Raw genomic sequence first — 24,038 nt, forward strand, 5'->3', positions numbered from 1 at the left:
GTATATACTTATGAGCGTTTACGACCCAACTCAACTACGCAAGAAGGCACCCAATGGACGCAGTTTTTTCCTTTTTGTTTGGCACCCGCACCGGTTTTGCCATCCTTTTCGCTGGCGGCATCCTGTTATTTGCGATTCTTGCCTTTGTAATGGAGAAGCGTACCCATAAGATGTACGTCGACCGCGGACCCAAGTCCGAGGATGAGGAAGACAGCTTCTGGGACTAACCTGCCAAAAAGGGACAGGTTTATTTTGGTCTGTTTTATCTGGGCAAACGCAAGCGCCCCGCAACTGGAATTGAGCCAGTTGCGGGGCGCTTTTCGCTAAAAGGACAAAACCGCAGAAAATACCTGCCAAAAATAAACCCGTCCTTTTTTTGGTCGGTTTTACTGGAGAGTTGCGTCGATTGCCTTGACCAGGGCGCTGCGCATGCCGGCGTCCTCGAGCGCAACGACGCCCTTGATGGTGGCACCACCGGGCGAGCATACGGCATCCTTCATCGCCGCAGGATGCTGGCCAGTTGCAAGCTGCAGCTTTGCCGTACCTAGCACCATCTGGCTCACAATGCGATAGGCATCGGCACGCGGGATACCGTGCTTGACCGCCGCATCGCCCAGGGCCTCGATTGCCATGGCGACAAATGCCGGAGCGCAACCACCCACCGTGCCTCCCACAAACAGCAGACTCGTATCGAGCTCGACCACCGCACCGAGTTTGCCAAGCAGATCAAGCACCACGGCGCTCTGCTCATCACTAAGCGTGGAAGCCTTCTCGCAAGCGATGACGCCCTCGCCCACCGAAACCGGTGTGTTGGGCACCGTCGAGATATGCGCGACGCCCGGCAGGACCTGCTCCCACTTGGCACTGTCCCAGGTCCAGGCAACCGACAGAACGACCTTTTTGGCAAGAGCATCCTTGAGCGGGGCGAATACCTTCTCGATCATGTACGGTTTGACCGCAGCGACCACGATATCGGATGCGGCGACAACCTCGGCGGCATCGTGGCAGGCGACCATGCCGCGCGCCTCGCAGCGCTCAACCAGTGCGTCGTAGCGACCCGCGCAGGCGCACATGTCGCTCGCAGCTACACCGGCAGCGATCCAGCCATCGGCCATAGCGCTCGCCATATTGCCAAAACCGACAAATCCAATCTTCATATCTCATAGTCCTTTCAGACACATTCCTCAAAACGAAAGGTATTGTCCCACGCCATTGTTTCGTATTGCCGACCTATTTGTGATACGGCTCGCCACGGCTGATCTTGCAGGCACGGTAAATCTGCTCTAGCAGCACCACACGCGCCAGGTTATGCGGCAAGGTAATGCGTCCAAAGCTGAGCATCTCGTCGGCGCGGGCGCGCACCTCATCACTCACGCCGTCCGAACCGCCGATTACAAAGGCAATGTCGCTGCTGCCTCGCAGCATAAGATCGTCGAGCCGCGCCGAGAGCTCCTCACTCGAACGCTCCTTGCCCTCGATAGCCAGCAGGATCACATGCGCCCGAGACGGCAATGCAGCAAGAATTGCCGCCCCCTCCTTGTCGCGCGCGGCATCCACGCCGCCCGCCTTAGCCGGGTCGATATCGGCCACCTCGCGGATATCCACCTTGGCATAGGCACCTAAGCGCTTGGTGTACTCAGCGCACGCGTCCTTCCAAAAGCGCTCCTTGAGCTTACCGACGCAAACGACGGTGTATTTCACGCGCGCCTACTCCTTCGAACCGTTTTGAACTTTGCCGGCGGTCAGCATCTGCTCGAACATCGAGGCCGACTGCGAGAAATCGCTCGGCAGTACGACCGTCGAAGTTTTACCCGTGCGAGCGAACTCCGTCATCATCTCGGACCACTGCGTAAACATGAACAGCTGGTTGGCCTCGTCGTTGCCGACGCCCGTCTCCTGGATGATCTCGAGTGAATCTTTGATGCCCAGCGCGATGGCCTTGCGCTGGTTGGCGATGCCCTCGCCCGCCTTTTCCATAGCCTCGGCCTCGGCGGTCGCCTCGGTGACGCGCTTGATACGGTCTGCCTCGGCGAGCTCCTGTGCCGCAGCGCGCTTGCGCTGGGCGGCGTTGATGTCGTTCATGGAGTTCTCGACCTCGGTCGGCAGTGCGATTTTGGTGATGAGCGTCGACACGAGGGTGAAGCCGTAGGCGGCCATCTGCTCGGAAACGGTAGCGTTGACATCCTTGGCGATGTCATCCTTCTTGGCAAAGACCTCATCGAGTGTGTAGACGGGGATCGAAGAGCGCAGGGCGTCGGTGATGAAGTCACGCATCTGGTCGACGGGCTCCTGCAGCATGTAGTAGCTCTTGTAGATACCCGAATCTGCCGGGCCGGCGCCCATGTCATAGCTCACGTGGTACTGAGCAGAGACCTCAAGGCCGATGGTCACGTTGTCCTGGGTCTTAACGTCGATGCCAAAACCGTTTTTCATGGTGCGCAGACTCACCGTGGCGGCCTTGCGGTCGATCACGGGCACCTTCATGTGGAAGCCCGCGTTGACGATGCGGTTAAACTTGCCCAGACGCTCGATGATCACGGCATGCTGTTGTTCAACGACATAGCAGGCGTTGGGAAGCAGTAACAACAAAATGATGATGGGAATCAAAAGGCTGGTAAGGGCGGCGATGATACCGGACAACAGCATGGTCTCTCCTCTGATAGGCATACGTTGGCACTAGGATACCCGCACAAGGAGATCGTACATAACAAAAAAGCTCCCATTGCTGGGAGCTCTTTCATTTAATGGTGCGGGCGAAAGGACGTCCGCGTATCCGCTTCGCGGATCCGCACCGGCTTCGGCCGCCTGCCGGCGTCCTCGCCAGCTCGCTAAAAACGCTCCGCGTTTTCTTTACGCTCGCTCCTTCACAGGTTCAAGTCCCTGTGATGGGCCCATAACAAAAAAGCTCCCATTGCTGGGAGCTCTTTCATTTAATGGTGCGGGCGAAAGGACTTGAACCTTCATGGGGTTGCCCCCATACGGACCTGAACCGTACGCGTCTGCCAATTCCGCCACGCCCGCGTGCAGGAATTAGAATAACGGAGCGCCATCGCGAACGCAAGAACTATTTTTGAAAAAGTTTACAGGCATTTTCCCAAGCTGCTCGCGCGATTGCCTCAGCATCCTCGCCGGTACGATCGACACGGTCGTTGACCAGCGTGTTTGCCGTAATGGAGATCATTGCGGGCTCGCATTCAAGACCGCGGATGGGCTCTGGAGCCATATACGGGCAATCCGTCTCGAACAAAATTCGATCGAGTGGGGTTGCCGCAAATGCCTCGCGCACGTCGTCGTTGCGCTTAAAGGTAGCCGCACCACCATAGGCGATATAGCAGCCCAGCTCCACAAAGCGCTCCATCGTGGCGCGGTCCTCGCCAAAACAGTGCAGCACACAACCGGCCTGGGGCACGCCCACCTCACGAAGCACGTTGTACGCATCAACGTGCGAGGTGCGCTCCCCATCCGAGTCCTCGTGACGCAGGTGCAGCTCCACCGGCACATTGCGGCGCACGGCAAGCTCGAGCTGGCGCGCCATGCAATCAATCTGCACGTTATGGGGTGCCGGCGCGATATCGTCGTCATAGTCCATGTGGTAGTCCAGGCCGATTTCGCCAATACCGGCGCATAAGGGGTCATCAAGTGCCGCAACGACCTGTGCATGAACGTCGTCGGTATAGTCCGGCGCGCCATACGGATGCACGCCGGCAAGATACTTGATCTGCGGGATATCCTGCATCGGAAGAATCTCGCGCACCAGCCAGTCGCTATAGTCCGCCACGCTGCGTTTGTCAGCGATGGGGTCGAACATCGTCACCAACAGGTCGACGCCCGCAGCTTTGGCGCGCACGAGCGTCTCGGGCACTTCTTTGCCCCAAAACGAAAGCAGATGCGCATGCGTGTCGGCAAGCGGCGCCAAGGGCACGGGACAAGCAACCGTCTTCTTTTTCTTGGTAAACGTCACGCGTTCGGCATTAAGCGTCATGGATTAGCTCCTGGGCCAGGCGGACAAAGTCGGCAACATCAAGCGTTTCGGCGCGCGTGGTGGATGCGATACCGCAAGCCTCAAAGGCGGCATCGAGCACGTCCTTGGCAAAGCCGTTGGCGCTCATGGAGTTGCGAATGGTCTTGCGACGCTGAGCAAATGCAGCATCAATCACGCGGGCCACAAACTCGCGGTCGAGTCCTTCGGGCACCACGCCGTCAACACGGTCGATACGCACGACGGCCGAGTCCACGTGCGGCGCCGGCATAAAGCAACGCGGCGGCACCTCAAAGCGACCCGTAACCTGCGCATACAGGCCGAGCTTTGTCGTGTAGCCGCCATAGGTCTTGTTGCCCGGCGTTGCGGCAATACGATCTGCAACTTCCTTTTGCACCATGACGACAGCACGCTTAAGCGCGGGCATCATCTGGAAGAACTGAAGGATGATCGTCGCTGCCACGTTATAGGGCAGATTCGCGACAAACACCGTGGGTTCACCACCGGCGGCCTGCTCAATCTGCTCCGGCGTCACTTTGAGCGCGTCGCCCATGATAAAGCGGAAGTTGGCATAGTCGGCGGCGTGGGCGTCGAGCACCGGCTCGAGCTCGGGGTCGGCCTCGATCGACGTGACGCACGCCGCTTCCTGCAGCAGTGCAAGCGTCAAAGTACCGCAACCCGGACCCACCTCGAGTACGCGCTCGTCACCTGCAAGCTCGGCAAGCTCGCAGATACGCTCAATCACATGGTTGTCGATCAGAAAGTTCTGGCCCAGGCGATGCTTGGTCGCAAGGCCAAACTCCTCCAGCAGCTCCCTTGTTGCCGTGGGGTTTGCCAAAGGCGAAGTTGTCATAGTTGCCTCCTTAGCATGATGGCGGCGTCTTGAAACAAAAGGGCATGGACCGTTGCGGCCATGCCCTTACATCTAAACAGCAAATTGCCGATATGGCGCGGCGTCTTAGCCCAGACGCGGGAACAGCGGCTCACCCTTCTCAACGGGCTGACCACCGGCAAGCAGGCCCCAAGCGCAAATGCCCTTGAGGTCGTCGCTCGCGGCCTCGCCCTCACAGGACAGGCGGCGCAGGGCCTCGACAGAAGTCTGGGGCATGAGCGGCATCAGCAGGTGAGCGGCAATGCGGATGGCCTCGAGCAGGTTGTAGATCACAAACGCCAGCTCGTCAGCCTTGGCCTCGTCCTTGGCAAGTGCCCAGGGCTCGGAGTCCTCGATGTAGTGGTTGGCAGCATGGATGAGCTCCATGACCTCATCCTTGGCTCCGCCGTAATCGAGCACGTCCATCTTGGCCATGTAGCGCTCGACCAGGCCATCGGCGATCTTTGCCAGCGGGTTGTCGAACGCATCGAACGACGCGGGCTTGGCGGGCGCGCAACCATCAAAGTACTTTGCGCTCATGTTGAGCGAACGCGAGATGAGGTTGCCCCAGCTGTTGGCCAGGTCGGCGTTGTAGACCTGCTCCATGCGATCGAAGCTGATGGCGCCGTCGGTACCGGGGACGACGTCGGTCATGAAGTAGTAGCGATAGCCCTCGACGCCCAACATGTCGATAACGTCCTGCGGAGCGATGGCGTTGCCGCGGCTCTTGGACATCTTCTCAGCCTTGCCGGTCTCGGCATTGCGCACGGTCAGGAAGCCGTGGGCAAAAACGTGCTCGGGCAGGGCCTCGCCGATGGCCATGAGCATGGCGGGCCAAATGACGCAGTGGAAGCGGATGATGTCCTTGCCCACGATGTGGAACTGCGCGGGCCAGCGATAGGCCAGCTCGGCACGCGCCTCGTCGGTGTCGACACCGTAGCCGACGGCCGTCATATAGTTGAGCAGTGCATCGAACCACACATACGTCACGTGGCCCTCGTCAAACGGGACCTGAATGCCCCAGTCAAAGCTCGTACGGCTCACGGATAGGTCGTTAAGGCCGCCCTCGACAAAGCTGCGAACCTCGTTCATGCGGAACGCAGGCTCGACAAAGTCGGGGTGCTCGTCATAGAGCTTGAGCAGCTTGTCCTGGAAGGCGGAAAGCTTAAAGAAGTAGGACTCCTCCTGCACGCGCTCAAGCGGACGGTGGCAGTCGGGGCACAGGTGCTGGCCGACGCTGTCGTACTCCTCGTCGCCCTTCTGGACCTGCGTATCGGTGAAGTAGGTCTCATCAGGCACGCAATACCAGCCGTCGTAGCTGCCCTTATACAGGTAACCGGACTCCTTCATGCGCTCCCACAGGTACTGCACGGCATGATGCTGGCGCGGCTCGGTGGTGCGGATGAAGTCGTCGTTGGAGATCTCGAGCTTGTTCCAAAGCTCCTTGAAGTGCGGAGCCTGGCTGTCGGTCCACTCCTGAGGCGTCATGTTGTGCTTGGCTGCGGCCTCGGCGACCTTCTCGCCGTGCTCGTCCATGCCGGTCAGGAACTTGACGTTATAGCCGGCGGAGCGGCGATAGCGAGCCTGAACGTCGGCGATGATGGTGGAATAAGCCGTGCCCAGGTGCGGATCGGCGTTGACGTAGTAGATGGGCGTCGTGATAAAGAACGAAGGCTTGCTTTGATCCATGGGGTTTGTCCTCCAGAAAAACGTTGCATACAGAGGATGATTCTAGCGCAAGGGCTGGATATCCTCCATCTATTGCATATCGAGCACCATGGCATAGACATCGCGCTTGCGGCGCGAATACTTCTGAGACAGGCGCTTGGCCACCGCAGACGCGGGCTCCCCCTCCTCGAGCGCGGCGCGGATATCCTCGCGCAGGGCCTCGTCGGAATCCGCTGCCGCGGCGCCAACCGGCACGATACCGGCCTCCTCATCCTCGCTCGGCGGCGCGATGACCAGCGCAATCTCGCCCTTTACCTCGCCGCGAGCACGCAGCTCCTCAGCAAGCTGGGCAGCGGGCCCGCGCAAGACTTCCTCGTGCAGCTTGGTGAGCTCGCGGCAGACGGCAACCTCACGCTGGGGAAAAACCTCTGCCACGGCCTCGAGCGTCGCCACGATGCGATGTGGAGACTCGTAGAAGATGAGTGCGCCGGGAACCACGGCAAGGCGCTGCAAACGACGCACGCGGTCGCCGTGCTTTCGGCCCAAAAAGCCCTCAAAGAAAAAATGCTCACAGGGAATGCCGGACGAAACGAGCGCCGTGACGCAAGCGGAGGGCCCGGGAATAACTTCGACGGGCACATCGGCCTCACGCGCCGCCTCAACTAGCGCCTGGCCGGGATCGGACACGCTCGGCATGCCGGCGTCCGAGGCAAAGGCGAGGGTCTCCCCCGCCAGCAGACGGTCGACTAGGCCGGCGGCGCGGCTGGCGATCACATTCTCGTCGCAACGGACAAGCGGCTTGGAAATGCCCAGGTGCATCAGCAGCTTTGACGTCACACGCGTGTCTTCGCAGCAGATGGCATCGGCGGCGGCAAACGCCTCGCCAACGCGCGGGGACAGGTCGCCCAGGTTGCCGATGGGCGTGCCGACCACATAGAGTTTGCCCGTATGGGCGCTGTTTTGCGTCATATCAACCTATTCAATCATGCCGCGCTCGAGCGTACCGAGCGCCGCGCGGGCGTCCCATGCTGCAATGCGCTTCTCGGTCTTCCACGTTTGGAAGAACCAACCGGCAGCCGGCGCAAACGAAGCCAGCTGATTGGCGATAAACACGCGCTCGTAGGCATTGCGGCCCTCGGGCGTAACCGACGAGTTGGCAAAGATCGCCGCGCCCGACCATTCGCCCACCAGCACGGGGAACCCAGTCGAAATCGCTTCTTTGAGCTCGCGCTTGTTGCGCGAAATCGCCGTCGTCAGCCCGCGGGGGCTCGTGATATCGAGCGCATGCTCGTCACGGTAATGGTACAGGTGAAGGTCCATGTAGACGTTCTTGTACTTGGCGCCGCGCATAAAATGCTTCCACTCGTTGGGATGCCCCGACGACGAGAAGACGACGATCTTATCCTCGGGCATATACGAACGGACGAGCTCGTAGGCGTCGCGATAGAAGTTGCGCAGGTAGTGCGCCGGAATGCCATCCGTCATGGTGAAGAGGCTCTTGCGGACGCTCATCTGCGGCGTGTCCAGCAGCTCAATGCCCAGCAGGCTCTCGGCCTCGCCGTAGCGATCGGCCAGGCGCTCGAGCACGTCGAGCGCGACATGACGGCCGTTGGTGGACGAATGCCACTCGGCGACAGCCTCCGGCGTGGCGGGCGAATCGTTGGAATCGCCCTGGCCACCGGGCACAGTTGCCAGATCAAGCAGCACGCGAATGTTGTACTTGGCAGCCCACTCAATCGCGCGGTCGATGTAATCGACAACCGAGATGTAGGAGGCATCGGACTCCTGTGAGCCAAAGGCATACCAAGGCACCGGCAGGCGCACGGCGTTGAGGCCGATCTGCGCCATGCGACGGAAATCGTCCTCGCTCACAAACGTCTCGTAATGACGGCGCATGCGCTCGTTATAGGCGGCGGTGCCCATGGCCTCCTGCAGCTCGGCCGCGTTGGATGCACCGGTCGCCGCGTATAGCGACGGGGTCACCCAAGGCTCGGGAATAAACCAGCCAGAGAGATTAACGCCGAGTATCCTCTCCATCACTGCCCCCTTCGGATCGTGCAGGCCGAACCTGCATCGTATTGCATAGGAAAAGTATCGTTTTGAGTATACCCGCGCGTGCGGACAGACGACCGAACGGTCTGTAAAGTGGCGCAAAAGCGGGAGGAATGTCTGAGCGGGCGGGCCCGAGATGTGCACGCACGTCGGAAGTAAGCGCCGGAAAGCGCATCCCGTTTTTCGCAAAAGACTGGGATGCATTTTCCGTTCGAGGCCTCAATCGGAAAATGCATCCCGTTCTGAGCGCGAGATCTGGGACGCAGTTTCCGCCAAAGGCCGCAAAAGGAAAGCACGTCCCATTCTGACGCCGGATTCCGGGTCGCGCTTTCCCAAGCGACATCAAAGCGGAAAACGCATCCCACTCTGAAGCCAAATTCCGGGACGCAATTTCCGCAGAGCCCTCGATAAAAGAAAAGGACCCCTTTGCAGAGGTCCTAGTCAATTCAAGGTGGCGGGGAAGGGAATCGCGTCCGCGCGCTGCGCGGACGGACCGCTGCGGCGCTTACGCGCCTTGCGAGCTGCGCTGGCAAACGCTTACGCGTTTACTCAGCTCCGCGCCCTCACGGGGTTCGATTCCATGTGGGGGCTGCATAAAAGAAAAGGACCCCTTTACAGAGGTCCTAGTCAATTCAAGGTGGCGGGGAAGGGAATCGAACCCCTGACACGAGGATTTTCAGTCCTCTGCTCTACCAACTGAGCTACCCAGCCATTTGAGGTGTGCCTTGTTTCAAGGCTTGATTAGTATAACCAAGGACGCGTTCCGGTCAACCGAGAATTTTAAAAAAGTTTTTGAGCACAGCCTCGGTTCTATAAATCGGCACGTCAGAGGCATCAGCCGGCAGCAAGAAGTTTTTCACTCAGAGCCGCACGGGCAAACTCACTTGGCGTCATCCCCTCGGCAGCCGCCCGTCGACGAATGGCCTCCTTCATTCCCAGAGGAATCTTGACCGACAGCGTTGCCGTCCCCTCACCTGAGAGCGGGGGCCGTCCACGCACGATCCCACCAACGGTGTGTTCGCCATCCGGAAACTCTCCGCGCTCGTACGACTCGCACCACGCGTCAATCATTTCATCCGTTACAACCTGACCATTAGCGGCCGTATACGTCTTGCCCATCATCGACCCCTTTGCCGAGCTCGTTCAATCTCCTGCCAAAATTTCTTCTGGACTGGAGACAAGGCATGAATGATAAGCCACCCACGGACAAGCTCGACCGCGACAAGCTCCACGCTTCGTCCGTCTGGGAGCCATCCAATCGCAAGCCATCTCGGCGGCTCGTCCTTCGACTCGCGACGAATGCACTCAGTAACCGCAAACCAAGCGCTAAGCACCTGCTTTTCCGTCAGGTGCTTTTTAGCGTTGGGATGGATCTCAACATCCATGCATCTTCTCCTCCATCTTACCCAATTTCGTATGACGAAAGTCCACTGTCGCCAATTCTTAAGCCGGCACGCGTTGGAGAGCAGGGGTCGAAACAATGATTGAAGGACGCTCTAGTACGGCCCAGGCGCCGGGACAGGAACACATGTGCCAAGGACGGACGTTTTCGTAGCGCGCGAGGATATTGCCATCGCGATCGATGAAGGCGATGTCGATGGGATAGGCCATAAAACACGTATGGACCGAAGAGCAGCGTGGAAACGCCATGACGAGCGGCAGGCCGTTGGCGGCAACCGGATGCCGTCCCAGCATGCCGCGCAAACGCACGACAAACGACTCCGCCACCACAAACTCGGCCGGCGTCCAACCCAGCCTATTGAGTGCCCGCGCGTAGGCGATGTAGGACGAGACCGCGGTCACATGACCACCCCCGGACGCCATGGATCGACCGTCACCGCACGCTCGTGCGACAACGTTGTCGGCGCCCCCAGCGGAACGCCAGCGATGCTGAGAGAAGTCGGCCACGGCTCATAGTGCATGGTGCAGGTGTAGGTCCTAAACGTACCGGATAGGGAGAGCAGGCCACCATCCGATGCCTCCGCGCCTTGCTCGCTCGACACTTCGATCTGCAAGTCATAGCCTTCCATGGCATTCAGAATTTGAGTCTGAACCGTCGCCGAGGCATCGGCAGAGCTCTCGTCACCCTCCCCGCCCGGCGCCACAGCGTGCGCCAGCACGATGTCGGGCACCACGCGGTCGAAGCGCGCGACAGCGCTGGCAAAGATCATGACGTTGTACACGATGAGCGCCAGCACCAGTAAAACGGGCGTAACCACTGCCATCTCCACCGTCGCTTGGGCGCGCTCCTCACGCAGCCGTATGCGGATACTCATTACGACCCACCGCCCAGAGCGCCAACCAGCGTGGCGACATCGACGGTGAGTGGGATGGAGCCGCCGCCGGGCAGAGGAATCTCCGCAAGCGTGAGCACCGTACCGCTAATGGTGCGTTCGACTTGATATTCCAATGCCTCGCAAAGCGCCTTGGGATCGGTCACGCCCAACGGAATACCTCGCAGCTTGTCTTGCGCTTGAGAGAAACCAGCAATGTCAGACCCCGGACTCTTAATGACGTTGGCGGAATCGGTCAGCACTGGCTTTCGCAGGCGCAAGTCGCACGGTTCCAAACCCAGCGCCGCCACGGACGCCGAAACGGTATCGCCGAGCCACGATGCGATGGAGTCCAACGCGCCGCTGCCCCCTCCTAGGCCTTTAATCATCTCGTCCATAAGTTCGTCGGCTGAGCCTTGGATATCACCGTATCCCACGAGTAGCCGTCCCCAAACATCCATGACGCCGTCGAGCACGCCGGCAACGCCGCCCGAGCGTTCCTTCAATGTCGAGAAAAATCGCGAAAGCACGTTGTTTTGCGCCGTCGCCTCATCGGGCGCCAGCACCGCGGCAGAGATAGCACCGCGATCGCCAAGCCTGACTGCCGCGTTAAACGAGGAGTTAAGTTGATCGGGGCTGGTAATGTCACCCGAAACTGCAAAGGCGACCACGCCGTTGCGACCAGGTGGGGCGATACGCGGGCGCTCGCCGGAAAGCGCTTTAATGGCCTGGTCAAACGCATTGCCCGCACGGTCGGCCTCATCCTCGGTCTGACGCTCAAGTTCGAGTTCTTTGTTGCGGCATTCGACGTAGTCTTCCAGAGCCTCTTTGAACTTATCGAAGTGGTACTCGAAGCCCCTTTCGACAGAAGTCGTTGCAATCGCAACGTACCCTAAAGACGACACACCGAAATGGCATTCGCTACACGTTTCGTGACCGTCAAAATCTGCGACGGATGCCAGCCCACCCGGCTTTCCTTTTTTGTAATTTGGACAGTCAGTCCCATAATGCAAATAGGTAACTTTATCTACTTCACTCGTGGGCCAACGTGCATCGGTATAGAGTTCAGTCGTCCTCGCCTCATCTGGATTTCGCGGAAGGAAAGGGATGCGGGCGGAAACTTTGCCGTCCTTTTCAGTTATATATGCCCGCTCGACTTCTTCACTCGCATAAGCGAAGAACACCTTTCGTGCAGCAGAATCTGCCTGTTTTTCCGGACCCTCGCCAAGCGGTTTCTCATTTGCCAGGCGCTGGCGATAGTAGGCCTTCGCGCGATCGAGCGCCACTTGCGGCTCCCACGTAACGCTCGAAGCGTAATGTGGATTTTGAGCACCAGAGAGATCCGCTAGGCTTTTCGCACGCTCCCACATGCAAGAACAGCTGCTGACCGAGCCCTTGTCCGACCCGCCACAATCCGCTAGCCAGGCGCGCTCTTTGGCCTTCGCCGTCTCCTCCGATGCTTTTTGTAGCTCCTCGGCCGCGCGCTCCAGATCTTCCGACGCATCTTTAATGGCATCGGTCGAGATTTCTGATCCTTCGAGCGCAACAAAATCCGACTCGGATGTCCTGGGCACGGCAAGCGCCGTACCGGTATAGGTCACGCCGTCGGTATCCTGCGCCGACACCGCCTGCGTGGCACGCGCGGCAATCAGATACGGCAGAGCCGTCTCGGTTTTCTGCAAGCCTTCCGATGCGCTTTTGGCAAACTTGTTGCGCGTTTTAATGATCTCAATCCCGGTGTCGACCATATTGCCGGCAACTGGTTCGGCACCTGGGATGAGAATGGCAACCAGGCCCGTCCCGATTGTGGCAAACCCCGCTAGCCCCAGACTCAAGATGCTCGCATCAACCACCGTGGCAGCCGTGTGATAGGACGACACCACGTTGGCACCCGCCAACGCGCCGCTATCGGCCGCCACCTGGGTATCCCCGGCACGCGACATGCTCCATATCGCCGCGGTCGACGAAAACAACAACGTGAGCACCACTAGGATGACCACGGCAGAAGAAAGCGTGGTGTAGGCACCGTCTTCGATAAACAGGTCGATACCGGCGCGGCCCATAAAGCCGCCTCGTTTGCGATGGCAGCTCGGACGGCGCGTCAAAACGCATCTAGACCAGAAACGCTTAATCCCATGCAGCAATCCACGAATCATAATCTCCCTCCAGCCATTCGGGACGCGATTGATACGAGACATCGACCTTGAGCTCAACGTAGCCGCCCTCGGCGGTACCACCCATAGCCTGCGCAAACGCACCGATCACAGGCAACGGCTTGACCTCGCCGGAAACGGACACGGACGAGACGCCACCCGCACCGGCCCGGCCAAGCTCGATATCCCACGACAACGGCCCGCCGGCATGAAAGATCGAAACGTTGGGCACTGCGGCAAGCCGGCGGCGGGTGAACTCCTTAAGATCGTCGTCCTCCGCCGTCGTCGTGGTCATGAGCCGCGCGGTCTCGGCGGCGGCAGACTCCATGACCGCGCGCGTATAAAGCAGGCACACCGGTTGCAGTGCGAGAAGGATGAGCGTCAGAAACGTCGGCAGCAAAAAAGCGGCCTCGACCGTAGACTGCGCCCGGTCCTCGCGCGCGATATCAATACAACGCGATGTCCTTAGCGCCCGCAGCGGCGTCGATAACCGACGTCGAGGCAACGCCATGGGATGCCGCCCGCTCAACCAGCGCCGCCAAGCGTCCATCGGTGCCAGCACGCCAAAGCCCCACAATCGCCAGCACGATCGATAACAGCGCCACCGTGACGATGGCGTATTCGACCGTCGCCTGGGCAGATTCCTCACGCAGAACGCCATGCATTTCACAATCCCTCCTTTGCGCTTATTGTTTGCGGGACCAGACGCACGGCGCGCAGACGACACGAAGCATCGCCAGCATCCGCGGCAACCGTCACCATATCGACCCAGCCGCGCCCATCGCGCACGATGGCGCCCCATACGTTGCCCTTAATATCGAGATAGCCGCTCAGGGCGAGCTGGGCCGTTGGCACCTCGCGGTAGGCGCGTAACATATCCGCCGCTGCCTCGGTCATCGGTCGGTCCTCGGACCATGCAAGCCGGACCGCAATCGCGTTGTCCTCAGGCGAATCCGTCGCAGTGCCAGACCGCTTGTCGAGCGTCCGCAGAAAGGTTTGCGCCGTGACAGCGACATCCGAATCGTCCGCATCTCGCATCTCATCTTTTTGAGACGCCACCGCCGAATCTGAGTCCGAATCGAAGGCGGCCCCAGGACGCTGCTGCCGCGCGGCGTTAAGCCCCCAAAGCACCGCCGCTATCGCCACGGTCAGGCAAGCAAACACCAGCAGCACCCCGATGGGGCGCTCGCCCTCTACAGGCTGTTGATGCCCTCGCTGATAGCGTTCCATAGATCTTGGACCTTGCCTTTAAATGCAACGATGGCAATAATCGCGATCACCACAAGCACGCCCACCAAAATGGCGTACTCGGTGGTACCCTGCGCGCTCTCCTCCCGCAACAGCTCCTTGGCATGCTGGCGAGCGCGGATCGCCCGGCAAAAAGCCCAGTTCCAAGCCTTGTCAGCAACTTCGACCATCGTGTTCATGTATTCCTCCCTACATCATCCCGCCTGCTCCCAGCAGCGGGCCCAATATGGACAGAAGCAACGCCGGCAAGATGAGCGTGCCGGTGGGAATCAGCAGCTTGACGGGCGCACGCTCAATCTCGCGCTCGACCGCGGCGCGATGAGCCGCACGGATCTCGCGACTTTGAGCGGCCAGCGTCTCGACAAGTGGAGCACCCAGGGCGAGCGCCTGTCCCACCGTAATGGCAAAGGTCTCGAGCGCTCGCACGTCCAGGTCGTGCGCGGCGGCCAACAACTCGTCCTCACGCGTGCCCACGCCCACCTGCCACGCCATGCAGGCCCGCTCAAGTCGAAGAGCCAGCACTGACCGGCGGTTGGCGCAGAAAATCTCAAGCGCCGCATCAAACGAAAGACCGGCCGAAAGACCCAAGCGCACAACATCGATCATCTCGGACACTTCGCCGAGCGATACTCGCGCCGGGCCGCCCGCTCCAACCGCGCCCTTCATTCGCGCGGCCAGAGCATCGACCACCGAGCGACCCGCGGCAGCGACCAGCACCGCCTCGCGCTTGCAGGCCTCTGCGATCTTGCGTGCATCCGCCCGATCCAAACCCGTCGCGACAAATACACTCAGAGCGCACAGGCAAGCCGCAACTGCAACCGGGGCGCTCATAGCTCCACCCGCATAATGCGCCGGATAACCACCAGGGCAACGGCGTTGAGGGCAAGACTCAGCACCACAGTGCCCGCGCCGGCAGGCGTCGCAAGACCGCGACGAAAATCTGCCGAAAGCAGCGCCAACACCGCGCACATGCCCGTCGGCATCGCCGCGACCATATGCGCAGACATGCGAGCCTGCGACGTCTTAACATCCAGGCGGCGCTTGAGCTCAATGCGCTCCCCCACCATGCTCGACGCCTCGGACAGTAAGTCGGCAAGCGGAGCACCGGTGCGCTGAGACACCTTAAGCGCCAAGGTCACAAGCGAAAGGCCAGGGGCGTCGATGCGCACGAGCAAGTCATCGAGCGCGTCGGTCGCCGAGATGCCGCAATCGATTGCCGCCGCCACCCGCAAAAACTCGGTATGCACCGGTTCTTGCGCATGAGCGCCCACAAAGCGCATGCCCTGGGCCAGCGAATGTCCCGAGGCAAGCGACATGGAAAGTGCGGTAAACGCCTCGGGCATGGCCTCTTCTGCATCGTGTTGCTCGCGCCGGCTCTCAAAGCCATCCCGAGCGGCGCCAACGGCAAACGGAGCAACAAGTCCCAAGGCAAATCCGAGGGGCGATAACGACACCATCGTTAGCAATACGCAGCAGACACCGCTCGATAGCAGCAGAAACGCCAAACGCCCCGAAGCATCCTCGATCGCGAGGCCAAGGCGACGCGCCGGAGCCAGCGATGCCCACGAACGGGCGATCTTTTTCAGCAGATCGTTTTCCACCAGCTCACGCGGCAGCTTCTCTGCCACCGTCTCGAGCGCCTGACGCGCCAGCTCCGCCGGCGGTACCTGCGGCACACGAGGTTCCGCCCCGCACGCCGTCGCAACAGAAAACCCTGCCAAACCCCCTACGACGAGGGGCACAGCGACCTCCATTCGTCCACCTCCTCTTGTGTGAGCGTCCCCGACCGCAGGCCTTCTGCGATAAACGGTGGCTCGCGGTCAAGTGTCCAGGTGCGCTCGGCGGCATCGAAAGTCACATAGCGCTCGAGCTCTACGCCGCCCGACGCGGCGCGACGCACCCCCGAATACGAGGAGACGAAACGCCTGCCATCGGCGTGGCGCTCGGACATCACGATGCCGTCGAGCGCCATGGCAATCTGCTCCTCGATGAGCTCGCTCGGCAGATCGATGCCATAACGTGCAAGCAACGTCAGACGCACCACGGTCTCCTGCTCGGAACCCGCATGAAGCGTGGTGAGCGACCCGTCGTGGCCCGTGTTCATGGCCTGCAACATGTCGCAGCACTCGGCACCGCGCACCTCGCCCACCACGATGCGGTCGGGGCGCATGCGCAGGGCATTGGTCACCAGGTCGCGGATCGTCACCGCGCCCTCGCCCTCAATTGAAGCCTCGCGCGCCTCTAGGCGCACCACGTGCGGATGATGCGCAAACTTGAGCTCGGCAGAGTCCTCGATCGTCACGATGCGCTCGCCGGTGGAGATCTCGCATGACAACGCGTTGAGCAGAGTGGTCTTACCAGATCCCGTGCCTCCCGCAACCGCCAGGTCCTGTCGCAGCGACACAGCGCACGACAGCAGCTGCGCATACCAAAGCGGCAGCGACCCCAGCCCCACAAGCTCGTCCAGCGAGCAGATACGGTCCGAGAACTTTCGGATGGTGAGAATCGGTCCGTCAATCGCCACAGGCGGAATCACCGCGTTGACGCGATAGCCCGTTTTGAGGCGGGCGTTGACGATGGGGCTGCGCTCGTCGATACGGCGGCCAAGTGGCGAGATGATGCGGTCGATAAGCACCCGGATCTGCTCATCATCCTCAAACGCATGCTCGATGGGGTACAAGACGCCGCCGCGTTCAAAGAAAGCCGAGCGGCAGCCGTTGATCATGATTTCGGTAACGGTGTCGTCCTCGATGAGCGGCTGCAACGGCCCCAAGCCCACCACGTCATCCAAAATCTCGTCGATGATAGTCTCGCGCTCGGGCGTCGCGAGATCGGTCGGCTCCTCAACATTGAGCGCCGCCTCCACCGCAGGACGCAATTCCGAGCGGGCAAGTGCCGGGTCGATATAGGCGCTGATACGCGCCACTTCGTCGTAACCCATGCGGTCCATCACGGCGCGCTTGGTGCGTCGTTTCACCGCGCGGCGACGCCCCGCATCTACAGGCGCTGCCGCCGCTGCAGCGCCGGCAGCCTTAATCCTCGTTTGCAGGCTCATCGCTGATCACCCTCGCGCGACCAGGGAAGGCGGATACGCGGGCGTTCGGTACGCGTTGCACGGTCGGCGACTATATCGCTCCAAGGGCCGACGGCGCACCCCAGTTCCACGAGCATCTCGCGCGTGGCCTCGCGCACGCTGGTCGCAAAAGCGCTCGTCTGGCCCACTGCCTCGTCGGCGCGCCCAAACGCCATGAGCGCGGCGAGATCCTGCCCGCCATCGGCGATACGAATCTTGGAGCTCAACGCACAGGCAATCTCAAAGCGCATGGCGACGTCCTCGTCTGCCCCGCGCGCACCGAACCGGTTGAACACGGCGCTCATGCGCGTGCGCGGCACACCTACTCGACTTGCCAGTTCAATGACGCGCGACGCCGATGTCGCGGACGACACCGCCGCATCGCCAACGACCAGGCAACGGTCGCTCGCCGCCACCGCAGCCGCCACGGCATCGCCCCAAAAGACCGAGGTATCGATAAAGACCACGTCGGATTCGCGACGCAGGACATCAAACAGCAGCTCCACCGGACGTGCCATGAGCTCGGCTTGCTCGGGCGCCGCAACGGGACCCCAGAGCGTAACGCCCGGCGCCACGCGCATCGATGCGGCTACGATATCCGGCTCGGTGAGCGCGCCCGCCGCCGACGGCTCGATAAGTGCCGCCATATCGCGCGGAGCATCGACGCCTAACAAGTCGTAAAGGTTTCCAAACATCAGGTCCAGGTCGAGCACGGCGGCACGCAAGCCCAACAGCGACGATGTGTGTGCCATGGTGGCAACGATCGTCGACTTGCCGCAACCGCCCGAACCCGAAATGGCGCAGATGACCGGAGCTCGATGCTGCGGAGCGGCAGCGTCTGCCGGCGGCATCGGAGGCGGCGGGGCGGGCGTCGGCGACAGCGTCCCCGTCTCCCCCGCCGCAACCACACGCTGCGTCCAAGCCGGCATGGCGGCTTGTTCGGTCTGCAAGGCAGGCTCGTTCTGTGCAATCTGCTCATGCTGCATCAGCGACAACTCGCCGCACCCGGCAAAGCCCTCAACTTCGTCGAGTTCATCCGCCAGATTCACGCCGTGCACGTATCCCATATCTACAGCCGGGGAGTCGCCAGCATGCTGTGCCGGCCCTCCAGCGTCATCGTATACAAGGGGGTTCCGGGGGCGCCGACCATGCTCGGCTTCCGCTTTTCCATAATCATCAACACGCGGGCCTCTTGTAGCGCGAGGCGCCCCGGGTTCCCTATCAACAAAAGCATCGGGCTCAATCGTCATGCGCCGATCGGAATCAACCGCTCCCTCGCCCGCGCGCCCGTTGCCGCATATACTGTGCGCAGCGATGACCTCGGTCGCCCCCGCGCGAAACAGTCCCTCGATATCCGACGGATCGAGCACTTCTATCAACACGACCACGCGACTCACGCGGCCTTCGGCCGTCAGGCGCGCAACAGTCTTGCGCACATCTTCGATATCAAACAGAGACGCCGCGATGATGGCAGCCCCGCGGCGCGACGGAAACGCCCGCGCCATGGAAACCAGCCCGTCCAGGTCACCCACGCGAAGCACCTGTGCACCCGCATCACGGCCCTCGACTTCCTGCTGCAACAGCCCGTAATCGCCGCACGCGCAGCACGCAAGCCAGATCGCCTTCATCACTCGTCGCCTCCGCTCTTTTTGCCGCGCGCCGTGGCGGGAATCGTCAAGCTGACCGTTCCCTTGCCCGATGCCCCCAGCAGTTCCTTGACGTCTTCGGGGTCAGCCGCCAGCGTCACCCATTCGATCTTGCCCTCGCGCGTGGCACCGGAATTCTCACTGGTATCGATCACGTGCGCGCCGCACAGTCGATCGATTACGCCATCTTTTTGCACGTACACGTCCACATAGCTGCCCACGCCCGTGGCACCGCCGACCGAGTGCTCGGCATCGACCGCCACCGAAACGGCGACCTTGCCCTTAGGCACCTCGAGCTTGTGGCTCTCGGCCTTGGTGTAGACATTGCAGATCACGGCGTTTTTGGGAATACGCGAAGTCGTCACGTCGCCGCGCACCTGGCGCAGCTCGGTCGCCGCGTCACGCGGCAGCAGACTCGTCAGCCATTCCTGGGTTATGACATTGGTCTCATCGAGGGTCTCGCCCACATCGATATCGCGCGCCGCGACGCATACCTCGACGCGATCGCCACCGTACTTGGCCAAGGTCTCAGCCTGGACCTGTTCGGCTTGCGAGCGGATCGACGAGCCGTAAACCATGCAGAGCAGAGCAGCGAGCACGCCCGCGACCAGACTGATGGCGATGCGCTTGCTCTTGTTCACGGCCGCTCCTCTCATGGCAGTGCCGGGCGAATGCCCGTACCACCATTGTCTGGGCGGTCAGAGCGCAAAGCGGCGCAATCGCGATCTTGGTTTTCGATGTCAAACCAATCGCTGACCAAAAGCTGACCAGCCCGTCAAGCTCGTGGCAAGGTTTTGGCCAGCACGTCAGCAAACTGCATGTTTCGAGGCTTTTCCGCAGCAAAAAAGCCGTCTCCCGAACAGTTGGGAGACGGCTGTCATAGGAAAAATCAATTACAGATGGACATCGGGATCGAGCATTTGAGCACTCACGCGCATGGATGACGCCAGGTTTTGGAACGTTTCCAAACGCAGACTGTCGATCTGCCCGGCGTCCTCGGCCTCGCGAACGGCACAACCCGGCTCATGGGTATGCGTGCAATCGCCAAACCGGCACGCGCGCGATGCCTCGACAATCTCGGGGAAGGCGCGCGCCAGACCCCGCTCGTGACCCACGAGCGGTAGGCTGCGCAGGCCCGGGGCATCGGCGATCACGCCGGCGTCGCCCGGCAGCGCCACCATCACGCGCGCGACAGTTGTGTGACGGCCCTGGTCGTCGCGTTCGCGCACACCGCCGGTCGCCAACGTATCGTGGCCCAGCAGTGCATTGAGCAGCGTCGACTTGCCGGCACCCGACTCGCCCAGAATCATGGCGCAGCTCCCGGCAGGCACGCAGATACGGACCTCGTCCAGGCCGCGGCCCTCGGCAGAGGACGTCACGATCACGCGCACGTCCGGACCCACCAGGCGGCGCACGCGGTCCAGATCGCGCTCGAGCTCCTCGGCATCGCAGCGATCAGCTTTGGTGAGCACCACCACCGGCTCGGCATCGCAGTCGAGCGCCAACACCAGCGAGCGCGCCACGCGGTCGAGCAGCACCTCACCGGCACCGAGCGCCTGCACGATTAGCACGCTATCCACGTTGGAGCAGAGCACCTGACGCTCTCCGCGGGCACGGCCGCGCCAACGCTCAAAGCTCGTACGGCGCGGCAGAACGCACTCAATCACGCCCATATCGTGCCCGGGAGCGCGGCGCACCGCCACACGGTCGCCCACGGCGGGCAGCAGCACCTCGTCCTCGCCGCGCGACTTGGCAAACCCCACGGCATGCTCGGCACGAAAGGTATCGTCGGCCGTCACCACCAGCGGAAACCCGCGATCTAAGCGCACCACGGCGCCAAGCTGCATCTGCTCGGGCTCCTCAGCATGTGCGCAAAAGTCGTCAAATGCCGCCCGCTGAGCCCCATCGACCGGCAGGTCATCAAACGCCGGGACATCCTGCAGCGCGTCAAGTCCCGGCACGCTTGCCAGCAACTCCTCGGCAGACGCGGGAGCCTCGGTCGCAAGCTTCCGACGACGATCGCGCTTAGCCCGCGCCCCCGTCGTCTTTTTCTTCGCCTTAGCCTTAGCCTTGCCCACAAGCGCCTCCCAGCACCATAAATCACAACTGAGCAGGTATTTTAAATCAAAAAGAGCTGGCCGGGCAAAGCCCGACCAGCTCACAAACTTTCCCTCAGCCCTTTATCATCCGCGCGGGAGAAAAGCCAGCAAGGATACCGCAGGGCCCGCCCCGGAAGCCCTTTCTCCCGAACGATCCCGCAGCGCGAAGCGCGAGGACCAGTGAGGGAGAAAGGGCGTGGGGCGGGCCCGGACAGGTACGTTACTCTTTCTCCACAGCGCGCATGATCGCCTTGTAGATCTCCATCAGCGGGATGATCAGGAAGGCCAGGCCCAGCGCGGCAAGAACGCCCTTGAGCTCAAGCGTCACGGGGCCAAAGAACATCTCGGCAAGCGTCGGCTGCACGGTCACGATCACCGTCAGCACCAGTGCCAGCGCGGCGGAAGCCCACAGCCACTTGTTCTGCTTCTTCATGGTGAACAGCGACGCACGACGGCTGCGCATATTGAAGCAGTGGAAAATCTCGACCATGTTGAGCGTGATGAACGCCATCATCACGCCTTCCTCGTCGGCATTGCCGGCGATCATATCGGCGATGTGGATGTAGCCCATGTCAAAGTACACGCCCACAAAGAAGCTCGCCAGCACCAGCACGGTGATGATTAGGCCCTGGACCACGCAGTCCAGACCCATATGTCCGGCAAAGACACCGTCCTTGGCGTTGCGCGGCTTGCGCTTCATGATGTCGCCCTCGGCGTCCTCCATGCCCAGCGCGAGCGCGGGGAAGCAATCGGTGACCAGGTTCACCCACAGCAGCTGCACCGGCTGGAAGATGGTAAAGCCGATGAGCGTGGCGATGAATACCGAGAAGACCTCGGCGAGGTTGGCCGAAAGCAGGAACTGAATGACCTTGCGGATGTTGTCGTAGATGCGACGGCCCTCTTCGCAGGCACCGATGATGGTGGCGAAATTGTCGTCGGCAAGCACCATGTCGGCGACGTTCTTGGTGACATCGGTACCGGTGATGCCCATGCCAACGCCGATGTCGGCGCGCTTGATGGACGGGGCGTCGTTGACGCCGTCGCCCGTCATGGCCACGATCTGGTCGCGCGACTTCCAAGCCTCGACGATGCGTGTCTTATGCTCGGGCTGGACGCGGGCATACACGCCGTAGTCCTCGATGTGCGCGTCGAGTTCCTCGTCGCTCATGCGATCGAGGTCGGCACCGGTGATGGCCTGGCTGCGATCGGTGACGATGCCCAGCTGCTTGGCGATGGCCACGGCGGTGTCGATGTGGTCGCCCGTGATCATGACGGTGCGGATACCGGCGTCGTGCGCCTCGCGGATGGCGTCGGCGACCTCGGGGCGAACCGGGTCAATCATGCCAGACAGGCCGCAGAAGACCAGGTCGTGCTCGAGCGCAGCGGGGCTGCAGTCGTCCGGGACCTCGGTGTAGGTGCGACTTGCCAGCGCCAGTACGCGCAGGGCCTCGTCGGCCATGGCCTTGTTGGCGGCCACGAGCTCGGCACGACGCTCCTCGGTCAGCGGAACGACCTTGTCGCCGTCGTAGATATGGGTGCACAGGCCGATCACCACGTCGGGCGCGCCCTTGGTGTACTGCTCATACTCGCCATCCAGGGTCTCGACGACCACGGACATCATCTTGCGGCCGGAGTCGAACGGGGCCTCGCCCACACGCGGGTGCTCGGCGGTCAGGCCGGTGAGCCCCGCCTTGCCGGCGTCGTTGACGAGCGCGCACTCAGTCGGCTCGCCCACGGCCTCGCCCAGCTCCTCGTCCCACTGGGCATCGGAGCACAGAGCCATACCGGCCAGGAACTTCTCCTTAGGCGCGGCGAGCTCGTGCTTGACGACGGTCATCTTGTTTTGGGTAAGGGTACCGGTCTTGTCGGAGCAGATGGTCTGCGTGCAGCCAAGGGTCTCGACGGCAGAGAGCTTGCGGATGATTGCCTGACGCTTGGCCATCTTGGTCACGCCAAGCGACAGCACGATGGTCACGACGGCAACCAGGCCCTCAGGGATGGCGGCGACGGCGAGCGAGACAGCGACCATAAAGGTGTCGAGCAGCGCGGTCGGATCGGTGAGAACGTTGCCCACGCCGTGGCGGATGATGTCGACACCAAAGATGACGACGCAGATGACGATAACCATGATGGTGAGGATGCGGCTGAGCTCGGCAAGCTTCACCTGCAGCGGCGTGAGCTCTTCCTTGGCCTCGGCCAGGGCGCCGGCGATCTTACCCATCTCGGTGTTCATGCCGGTGCCGACCACGACGGCGCGGCCGCGGCCGTATACCACGGTGGAACCCATGTAGCACATGTTCTTGCGGTCGCCGAGCGGCACGTCGTCGGTGCCAGCGGCGAGCTCAATCACGTTGGCATGCTTCTCGACGGGCACGGACTCGCCGGTGAGTGCAGCCTCTTCGATCTTCATCGTGGCGCTCTCGAGCACGCGGCAGTCGGCCGGGACGGAGTCGCCCGCCTCGAGCATGATCACGTCACCGGGCACGAGCTCGGCGCTCGGCAGGTGCACGAGCTTGCCGTCGCGCAGCACCTTGGACTGCGCCGCGCTCATCTCCTGCAGGGCCTCGAGAGCCTCCTCGCTCTTGGCCTCCTGAACCACGCCCAGCACCGAGTTGACGATAACGACGAACATGATGATGGCGACGTCGGCAAAGTCCGCCTCGCCCTTGACCATGCCCGTGAGTGCACTGATGACGGCGGCAACGATCAGCATGATGACCATGGGATCGGCCATCTGCTCAAAGAAGCGCTTCCACAACGGTGTCTTCTCGGCTTCCTCGAGCTTGTTAGGGCCTGTCTTGGCGAGGCGCGACGACGCCTCGTCGTTGCTCAGGCCGAGGTTCTCATCGACACCTTGGTCGCTGAGTACCTCCGCCGCGGCGGACAGGTATTCCTTTTGCATATAGAGTCCCCTCCTGGGATTCGGGCCACTCAGCAGATTGATGCCCGATCATAATTCCCAGGAGAAGGGCAAGG

At 61.5% G+C, this 24,038-nt stretch carries 24 protein-coding genes and 2 tRNA genes; 1 reads left to right on the forward strand and 25 read right to left on the reverse strand.

From position 1 onward, the window contains the following. Positions 1-53 precede the first annotated feature (53 nt). Complete coding sequence (locus tag ABG996_RS03320) at positions 54-227, forward strand: DUF6724 family protein (RefSeq protein WP_006235069.1); 174 nt, start codon at positions 54-56, stop codon at positions 225-227. 159 nt (positions 228-386) lie between these two features. Here the strand turns inward: ABG996_RS03320 and proC are convergent, their stop codons facing one another. From proC to ABG996_RS03445, 25 genes are all read right to left on the reverse strand, one after another. Continuing rightward, positions 387-1,157, reverse strand: a complete 771-nt coding sequence (gene proC / locus ABG996_RS03325; protein WP_055285927.1) for a pyrroline-5-carboxylate reductase — start codon at positions 1,155-1,157, stop codon at positions 387-389. A 73-nt stretch (positions 1,158-1,230) separates the two neighbouring features. Next, a complete protein-coding gene (gene rlmH, locus ABG996_RS03330; RefSeq protein WP_035136824.1) occupies positions 1,231-1,701 on the reverse strand; it encodes a 23S rRNA (pseudouridine(1915)-N(3))-methyltransferase RlmH in 471 nt (156 codons plus the stop codon). A 6-nt stretch (positions 1,702-1,707) separates the two neighbouring features. Then, the gene (locus ABG996_RS03335; protein ID WP_161115708.1) at positions 1,708-2,646 is read right to left on the reverse strand and encodes an SPFH domain-containing protein; all 939 of its coding nucleotides are present in this window, start codon (positions 2,644-2,646) and stop codon (positions 1,708-1,710) included. A gap of 288 nt (positions 2,647-2,934) precedes the next feature. Continuing rightward, positions 2,935-3,021, reverse strand: a tRNA-Leu gene (locus tag ABG996_RS03340). A gap of 43 nt (positions 3,022-3,064) precedes the next feature. Next, positions 3,065-3,982 (reverse strand): TatD family hydrolase, encoded by a 918-nt coding sequence (locus ABG996_RS03345; protein ID WP_347478073.1) that lies wholly within the window; start codon positions 3,980-3,982, stop codon positions 3,065-3,067. After that, entirely contained in the window at positions 3,972-4,832 is an 861-nt protein-coding gene (rsmA, locus tag ABG996_RS03350) for a 16S rRNA (adenine(1518)-N(6)/adenine(1519)-N(6))-dimethyltransferase RsmA (RefSeq protein WP_347478072.1), read from the reverse strand. Before rsmA ends, ABG996_RS03345 begins: the two co-directional genes overlap by 11 nt. 105 nt (positions 4,833-4,937) lie before the next feature. Next, complete coding sequence (metG, locus tag ABG996_RS03355) at positions 4,938-6,539, reverse strand: methionine--tRNA ligase (RefSeq protein ID WP_347478071.1); 1,602 nt, start codon at positions 6,537-6,539, stop codon at positions 4,938-4,940. Between the two features lie 69 nt (positions 6,540-6,608). After that, positions 6,609-7,487, reverse strand: coding sequence for a 16S rRNA (cytidine(1402)-2'-O)-methyltransferase (rsmI, locus tag ABG996_RS03360; protein WP_347478070.1), 879 nt, complete (start codon positions 7,485-7,487; stop codon positions 6,609-6,611). 6 nt (positions 7,488-7,493) lie between these two features. Continuing rightward, positions 7,494-8,555 carry a glycoside hydrolase family 5 protein gene (locus tag ABG996_RS03365; protein WP_347478069.1) on the reverse strand — a complete coding sequence of 354 codons (1,062 nt, stop codon included), beginning with the start codon at positions 8,553-8,555 and terminating at the stop codon, positions 7,494-7,496. Between the two features lie 653 nt (positions 8,556-9,208). After that, a tRNA-Phe gene (locus tag ABG996_RS03370) sits at positions 9,209-9,281 on the reverse strand. Positions 9,282-9,404: 123 nt separating this feature from the next. Then, positions 9,405-9,689 carry a ribbon-helix-helix domain-containing protein gene (locus tag ABG996_RS03375; protein WP_099432624.1) on the reverse strand — a complete coding sequence of 95 codons (285 nt, stop codon included), beginning with the start codon at positions 9,687-9,689 and terminating at the stop codon, positions 9,405-9,407. Between the two features lie 324 nt (positions 9,690-10,013). Further along, on the reverse strand, positions 10,014-10,373 hold the full coding sequence (locus tag ABG996_RS03380) for a DUF192 domain-containing protein (RefSeq protein ID WP_347500968.1): 360 nt from the start codon (positions 10,371-10,373) through the stop codon (positions 10,014-10,016). Continuing rightward, complete coding sequence (locus ABG996_RS03385) at positions 10,370-10,846, reverse strand: TadE/TadG family type IV pilus assembly protein (RefSeq protein WP_347478067.1); 477 nt, start codon at positions 10,844-10,846, stop codon at positions 10,370-10,372. Before ABG996_RS03385 ends, ABG996_RS03380 begins: the two co-directional genes overlap by 4 nt. Then, positions 10,846-12,999, reverse strand: a complete 2,154-nt coding sequence (locus ABG996_RS03390; protein WP_347478066.1) for a hypothetical protein — start codon at positions 12,997-12,999, stop codon at positions 10,846-10,848. The genes ABG996_RS03385 and ABG996_RS03390 overlap by 1 nt, the downstream gene beginning before the upstream one ends. After that, positions 12,971-13,507, reverse strand: coding sequence for a TadE/TadG family type IV pilus assembly protein (locus ABG996_RS03395; RefSeq protein WP_195193371.1), 537 nt, complete (start codon positions 13,505-13,507; stop codon positions 12,971-12,973). The genes ABG996_RS03390 and ABG996_RS03395 overlap by 29 nt, the downstream gene beginning before the upstream one ends. Continuing rightward, the gene (locus tag ABG996_RS03400) at positions 13,443-13,661 is read right to left on the reverse strand and encodes a hypothetical protein (protein WP_152067496.1); all 219 of its coding nucleotides are present in this window, start codon (positions 13,659-13,661) and stop codon (positions 13,443-13,445) included. Before ABG996_RS03400 ends, ABG996_RS03395 begins: the two co-directional genes overlap by 65 nt. Position 13,662: 1 nt before the next feature. Then, positions 13,663-14,226: a hypothetical protein gene (locus tag ABG996_RS03405; protein WP_347478065.1), complete on the reverse strand. Its 564-nt coding sequence runs from the start codon at positions 14,224-14,226 to the stop codon at positions 13,663-13,665. Then, entirely contained in the window at positions 14,190-14,423 is a 234-nt protein-coding gene (locus ABG996_RS03410) for a Flp family type IVb pilin (protein WP_118288839.1), read from the reverse strand. Before ABG996_RS03410 ends, ABG996_RS03405 begins: the two co-directional genes overlap by 37 nt. Before the next feature lie 10 nt (positions 14,424-14,433). Then, positions 14,434-15,075: a type II secretion system F family protein gene (locus ABG996_RS03415; protein WP_347478064.1), complete on the reverse strand. Its 642-nt coding sequence runs from the start codon at positions 15,073-15,075 to the stop codon at positions 14,434-14,436. After that, positions 15,072-15,920, reverse strand: coding sequence for a type II secretion system F family protein (locus ABG996_RS03420; protein WP_347478063.1), 849 nt, complete (start codon positions 15,918-15,920; stop codon positions 15,072-15,074). The genes ABG996_RS03415 and ABG996_RS03420 overlap by 4 nt, the downstream gene beginning before the upstream one ends. 50 nt (positions 15,921-15,970) lie before the next feature. Beyond that, complete coding sequence (locus ABG996_RS03425; RefSeq protein ID WP_006235095.1) at positions 15,971-17,299, reverse strand: TadA family conjugal transfer-associated ATPase; 1,329 nt, start codon at positions 17,297-17,299, stop codon at positions 15,971-15,973. Continuing rightward, positions 17,296-18,945 (reverse strand): nucleotide-binding protein, encoded by a 1,650-nt coding sequence (locus ABG996_RS03430; protein ID WP_347478062.1) that lies wholly within the window; start codon positions 18,943-18,945, stop codon positions 17,296-17,298. Before ABG996_RS03430 ends, ABG996_RS03425 begins: the two co-directional genes overlap by 4 nt. Then, positions 18,945-19,604: a Flp pilus assembly protein CpaB gene (cpaB, locus tag ABG996_RS03435; RefSeq protein WP_347478061.1), complete on the reverse strand. Its 660-nt coding sequence runs from the start codon at positions 19,602-19,604 to the stop codon at positions 18,945-18,947. Before cpaB ends, ABG996_RS03430 begins: the two co-directional genes overlap by 1 nt. A 252-nt stretch (positions 19,605-19,856) precedes the next feature. Then, positions 19,857-20,810: a ribosome small subunit-dependent GTPase A gene (gene rsgA / locus ABG996_RS03440; protein ID WP_430733161.1), complete on the reverse strand. Its 954-nt coding sequence runs from the start codon at positions 20,808-20,810 to the stop codon at positions 19,857-19,859. Between the two features lie 472 nt (positions 20,811-21,282). Then, positions 21,283-23,964 carry a cation-translocating P-type ATPase gene (locus ABG996_RS03445; RefSeq protein ID WP_347478060.1) on the reverse strand — a complete coding sequence of 894 codons (2,682 nt, stop codon included), beginning with the start codon at positions 23,962-23,964 and terminating at the stop codon, positions 21,283-21,285. Positions 23,965-24,038: the final 74 nt, after the last annotated feature.

It is taken from the genome of Collinsella aerofaciens, assembly GCF_039836695.1.
Classification (GTDB): domain Bacteria; phylum Actinomycetota; class Coriobacteriia; order Coriobacteriales; family Coriobacteriaceae; genus Collinsella; species Collinsella aerofaciens_BD.